Source organism: Streptomyces sp. W16 (assembly GCF_033194735.1).
In the GTDB taxonomy this organism is placed as follows: Bacteria; Actinomycetota; Actinomycetes; order Streptomycetales; family Streptomycetaceae; genus Streptomyces.
Map to the genome: position 1 here is coordinate 1 of NZ_JAWOAI010000658.1, position 4,639 is coordinate 4,639.

Below are 4,639 nucleotides of genomic sequence, written 5' to 3' on the forward strand. Positions count from 1 at the left end.
CGTCCGACCGGTCCGCGGCCCGGGCCGCCCTGCGCTCCTTGCGGGTGCCGCCACGGCGGCGCTCCACGGCGCGGGTGCCCGTGAAGAGCAGCCAGGCACCGCCGAGTACGACGAAACCCGCCCAGGCCATGGGACTGAACGCGGTGTCGGCGGCCCAGCCGACGACACCGGTCATCACCAGGCCGACGGGGACCAGCGAATAGGCGGCGATACGAGCGGCGGAGAGAAAACGCTTGCGGTACGCGGTGACCGCCGCGATGCCCAGGCCTGCCGCGGAGGCGGCGGAACAGACGGTCTCGGCAATCATCCGGTCCTCCAGGCAGTTCCGTCGGGCACTCTCGGTCGGACGAGGTCGGTCCGCTCGGACACGTCGGCCCGGCAGGTCGCACTTCGTCCCTTCCATCCTGCACCGTCCGGTCCCCGGGATGCCATGCCCCGGTAGGACATCAGGGACATCTCCGGGTCGCATCCTCCCCAGGTGCCGGTCGGCGACGTACACCCGCGCCCCTCGGACCCTGTGGTCCCGGTTGGGACGGTGCATCCGGGGCTGGGAGACTGGTCCCATGAGTGACCTCTCCTCCGCGCGCACCCCCGTCCTCGACGTCTGGTGCGAGCTCCAGTGCACGGACTGCCGCACCGCGCTGGACGATCTGCGCGCCCTACGGGCCCGCTACGGCGACCGGCTGGAACTGCGGCTGCGGCACTTCCCGCTGGAGAAACACAAGCACGCCTTCGCCGCCGCGCAGGCCGCCGAGGAGGCCGTGGAGCAGGGGCGGGGCTGGGACTACATCGAGGCCGTGCTCGGCCGGGTCGAGGAGCTGGACCGTAAGGGAGAAGCCTTCCTGGTCGAGGTGGCCGGCGAACTCGGTCTGGACGCCGAGGAGTTCGACACCGCGCTGATCGACGGCCGGCACATCCTGATCGTCGACGCCGACCAGGCCGAGGGCAAGGCCATCGGCGTGACCGGCATCCCGACGTACGTCATCGGCGGCGAACGCCTTGACGGCAGCAAGAGCCAGGAAGGGCTGCGCGCCCGCATCGAGGAGATCGCCGACCGGCCGCTCGCCGGGAGCGAGTGAGCCCCGAAGCACACCTCGGCACACGCCTCAGAGCAGGCTCTTGTACAGGTAGTAGATGACCGTCTCGTAGCCGAGTGACTCGTAGAGCCGCTCGGCCGGGGTGTTGCCCTGGAAGACGTTCAAGCGGATGGCCGGCAGACCCGCCGCGATGCCCTGCGCCTCGGCCAGGAGCATCAGGGAACGGCCGTGACCCTTGCCCCGGTGGCGGGCGTCGGACTCGACCTTGTAGACGAAGGCCTTGCCGTCACGGATACCCGTCCAGAGCGTGCCCACCACTGTGCCCTCATGCTCCAGGACGCCGAAGAGCATGTCCGCGGTGGCGAGTCCGTCGGGCAGGAAATCGGCGTTGCTCTGCAGAGCCCTGGTCCGGGCCTCGGCCTCGGGCACCCCGCGCTGGGTCCAGCTCAGGATGAAGTCCTCCGTCCCGAGGTCCTCCCACGGGCCGTACTCCTCCTGGGTCATGGGCCGACCCCGGCTTCCCGCGGGCAGTTCGGGCGCGGTGTCGCCGAGGGGCTTCTCCATGTGGCGGTTGCGGACGACGTATCCGAGGTTGGTCGCCATCTTGAGTGCCGCCTCCGCCTCCGCGGGCACGGCTGCCTCGATCCGCTCGCAGCCCCACCCCCGCACCACCTCCTCGGCGGCGAGTGCGGCCACGGTGCCCCGGCCGCGCCGGCCGTCCTGCTCGTCGATGCGCAGGTCCAGGATCTGGGCCACCGAGTCGCCGAAGAACGGACTCGTGCCGAGGTGTATCGCGCCGACGGGACGGCTGTTCACACACACCTGGTAGCGGCGTGAACGCGTCCCGTCGGCCTCGCGCTGAAGCGGCTCGGTCGGCCGCAGGGTCGTGGTCATCAACTGTGTTCTACCCGACCGGGAGCACCAGGTCAGCCCAATATGTGCTGCTTCTATGGATCAAGGTCGTCGCCCGACCGCTCGTCGAAGACGCGCATGGCCTTGGCGGTCACCGGCCCTGCCACGCCCGGGAGTTGACGGTCGTCGAGCAGGTGGACGGCCTGTACGTCCCGCAACGACGACGTGAGGAAGACCTCGTCGGCGCGCTCCAGGACGTCGAACGGCAGGTCGGTCTCCTTGGCTCCCGTCCATTCGACGGTCAGGGCGCGGGTGATGCCGGCGAGGCAGCCGGAGGTGACCGGCGGGGTGTGGATCTCGCCGTCCAGGACGACGAAGACGTTCGAGCCGGTGCCTTCGCAGAGCTGTCCGACCGTGTTGGCCAACAAGGCCTCGGAGGCGCCGTGTTGGTGGGCGCGGGCGAGGGCGACGACGTTCTCGGCGTAGGAGGTGCTCTTGAGGCCGGCGAGGGCGCCGCGCTCGTTGCGGGTCCACGGGACGGTGACCGCGGCTGTGGAGTCGGGGCGGCGCTTCGCCTCGCCGAGGGCGACCACCAGGGTCGAACCGTGCTCGCCGCGGTCGGAGCCGAGGGGTCCGTGACCGCCGGTGTACGTGATGCGCAGCCTGCCGAACGGCAGCGGGTTGGCGTCCAGGACGGCCGCGCAGCCTCGGCGGACCTCGTCGAGGTCGGGGTCTGGCAGCCCGAGTCCGCGCGCGGAGCGGGTCAGCCGGTCGAGATGGCGGGTCAGCGCGAACGTCTTTCCCTCCGTCGCCTTCACCGTCTCGAAAACGCCGTCGCCCACGGTCAGTCCGTGGTCGAAGACGGAGACACGGGCGGACTCGATGTCCTGCAGCCCGCCGTCGAGCCAGATCTTCATGAAAGAGCCCCTCCGCTCGCCTCGTACGCGCCCGACGCTACCGCGAGCAGTCGTGACGCCTTCAGCTCGGTCTCCCGCCACTCCCCCTCTGGGTCCGACCCCCAGGTGATGCCGGCGCCGGTGCCGAAGCGGAGCATGCCGTCGGCGCGGTCGATCCAGAAGGTGCGGATGCCGACGGCCAGTTCGCCGGTGCCCCGGTCGGCGTCGACCCAGCCGATACCCCCGCAGTAGGGACCCCGGGGCGCGGTCTCCAGGGCGTCGATGATGCGCAGGGCACTGGACTTGGGGGCGCCGGTGACGCTCCCGGGCGGGAAGGCGGCGGCCAGCAGCTCCGGCCAGCCCGCGGCCGTGGGCAGCTCGCCCCGGACCGTCGACACGAGATGGACGAGACCGGGGTGCTTCTCGACGACACACAGGTCAGGCACGGTCACGGTCCCCGTGGCGCAGACGCGCCCGATGTCGTTGCGGACCAGGTCCACGATCATCACGTTCTCGGCGTAGTCCTTCTGCAGCAGGTCCGCCTCCGTCCGCCCGGTGCCCTTGATCGGGCCGGACTCGACGACGCGCCCGGTACGGCGCAGGAAGAGTTCGGGTGACGCGGTGGATATCTCGACGCCGTGACCGGGCAGCCGGATCGTTCCTGCGTACGGAGCCGGGTTGCCGCGTGCGAGCAGGGCGGTCAGGGCGTCCACGTCGGCGTCGGGGGCGACGGGCGCCGACAGGACACGGCACAGGTTGGCCTGGTAGACCTCGCCGGCCGCGATGTGCTCCCGGATCCGGCGGACACCCGCGGTGTAGGCGGCTCGGTCGAGGGAGGTGGTCCAGGCGTCGGTCGCGGGTCCGTGCCAGGCGCCGGGGACGGGTGCCGGGACCGGTTCGGGTCGTACGTCGCGGAAGCGTGCGCAGGTCAGACGGCCCTCGTAGTCGGCCGCGACCGCCCAGAAGCCGGTGGAGTCCAGGGCCGCGGGATCGCTGGTGACATCGAGGAGGCCGGTGGCGACACGGCCGCCGAAACGGGCGAGAGAGACGAGGCGGGACACGTCGTCGAGTCTATGGCGGGTGTCTCACAGGTTGCCCGGCCATGTCACCGCGGGTGCCCTGACCATGTGTTCCCGTAGTCGCAGGCCAGCACGCTGCACAAACGCGTTTTTGTGCTGGCCCCGGAATCCGCTAGAGTTCAACTCGTCGCCGCGACGCGCAAGCCGAGCGGAAACGACAAGCGGACGTAGCTCAGTTGGTAGAGCGCAACCTTGCCAAGGTTGAGGTCGCCAGTTCGAACCTGGTCGTCCGCTCGCAGGAAGTGGGGGATCTTCCCGAACCCCTACGCTCCTGGTGGAGTGGCCGAGAGGCGAGGCAACGGCCTGCAAAGCCGTCTACACGGGTTCAAATCCCGTCTCCACCTCCAAGGACGATTAGCTCAGCGGGAGAGCGCTTCCCTGACACGGAAGAGGTCACTGGTTCAATCCCAGTATCGTCCACTGATCCGCAAGGATCCCCGCGCGATTAGCTCAGCGGGAGAGCGCTTCCCTGACACGGAAGAGGTCACTGGTTCAATCCCAGTATCGCGCACGCACCGCCCATGATCTGCGGATCGTGGTCCCGAGGACGATTAGCTCAGCGGGAGAGCGCTTCCCTGACACGGAAGAGGTCACTGGTTCAATCCCAGTATCGTCCACACACCGAAGCCCCCGGCGCTCACCGCGTCCGGGGGCTTCTCCGTGTGCCGGTCAGCTGGAGAACAGCATGTGGCCGAAGCTCTTGTGACGGTGGTGGCCGCCGTGACCGCCGTAGTGGCCACCGCCGTGACCGCCGCCGTGCGGGGCGCCCCAGGCG

Annotated in this window: 4 protein-coding genes, 5 tRNA genes and 2 pseudogenes; 6 read left to right on the forward strand and 5 right to left on the reverse strand. The window is 70.0% G+C overall.

Annotated features, from left to right (window positions below; genetic code table 11):
* Positions 1 to 307: pseudogene (locus tag R6V09_RS46365) on the reverse strand (hypothetical protein); the annotation flags it as partial.
* Positions 308 to 563: 256 nt separating this feature from the next.
* Here R6V09_RS46365 and R6V09_RS46370 point away from each other — a divergent pair.
* Positions 564 to 1,079 (forward strand): DsbA family protein, encoded by a 516-nt coding sequence (locus tag R6V09_RS46370; protein WP_317887493.1) that lies wholly within the window; start codon positions 564 to 566, stop codon positions 1,077 to 1,079.
* A 27-nt stretch (positions 1,080 to 1,106) separates the two neighbouring features.
* Here R6V09_RS46370 and R6V09_RS46375 read toward each other — a convergent pair whose 3' ends face one another.
* The 3 genes from R6V09_RS46375 to R6V09_RS46385 are packed head-to-tail and all read right to left on the reverse strand — an operon-like array spanning position 1,107 to position 3,846.
* Positions 1,107 to 1,931 (reverse strand): GNAT family N-acetyltransferase, encoded by an 825-nt coding sequence (locus R6V09_RS46375; protein ID WP_317887494.1) that lies wholly within the window; start codon positions 1,929 to 1,931, stop codon positions 1,107 to 1,109.
* 53 nt (positions 1,932 to 1,984) lie between these two features.
* Positions 1,985 to 2,806, reverse strand: coding sequence for an aminotransferase class IV (locus R6V09_RS46380; protein ID WP_317887495.1), 822 nt, complete (start codon positions 2,804 to 2,806; stop codon positions 1,985 to 1,987).
* Positions 2,803 to 3,846, reverse strand: a complete 1,044-nt coding sequence (locus R6V09_RS46385; protein WP_317887496.1) for a chorismate-binding protein — start codon at positions 3,844 to 3,846, stop codon at positions 2,803 to 2,805. The genes R6V09_RS46380 and R6V09_RS46385 overlap by 4 nt, the downstream gene beginning before the upstream one ends.
* Positions 3,847 to 4,025: 179 nt before the next feature.
* Here R6V09_RS46385 and R6V09_RS46390 point away from each other — a divergent pair.
* The 5 genes from R6V09_RS46390 (at position 4,026) to R6V09_RS46410 (ending at position 4,481) form a co-directional block, all read left to right on the forward strand.
* A tRNA-Gly gene (locus R6V09_RS46390) sits at positions 4,026 to 4,098 on the forward strand.
* Positions 4,099 to 4,137: 39 nt separating this feature from the next.
* Positions 4,138 to 4,211, forward strand: a tRNA-Cys gene (locus R6V09_RS46395).
* Between the two features lies 1 nt (position 4,212).
* Positions 4,213 to 4,284, forward strand: a tRNA-Val gene (locus tag R6V09_RS46400).
* A gap of 19 nt (positions 4,285 to 4,303) precedes the next feature.
* A tRNA-Val gene (locus tag R6V09_RS46405) sits at positions 4,304 to 4,375 on the forward strand.
* Between the two features lie 34 nt (positions 4,376 to 4,409).
* Positions 4,410 to 4,481, forward strand: a tRNA-Val gene (locus R6V09_RS46410).
* Between the two features lie 52 nt (positions 4,482 to 4,533).
* Here the strand turns inward: R6V09_RS46410 and R6V09_RS46415 are convergent.
* Positions 4,534 to 4,639 (reverse strand): annotated as a pseudogene (locus R6V09_RS46415) (zf-TFIIB domain-containing protein); the annotation flags it as partial.

Excerpts from the sequence above, each read along its gene's own strand:
- R6V09_RS46370 (WP_317887493.1), top strand. The coding sequence starts at position 564 with ATGAGTGACCTCTCCTCCGCGCGCACCCCCGTCCTCGACGTCTGGTGC.
- R6V09_RS46375 (WP_317887494.1), bottom strand. The coding sequence starts at position 1,931 with ATGACCACGACCCTGCGGCCGACCGAGCCGCTTCAGCGCGAGGCCGAC.
- R6V09_RS46380 (WP_317887495.1), bottom strand. The coding sequence starts at position 2,806 with ATGAAGATCTGGCTCGACGGCGGGCTGCAGGACATCGAGTCCGCCCGT.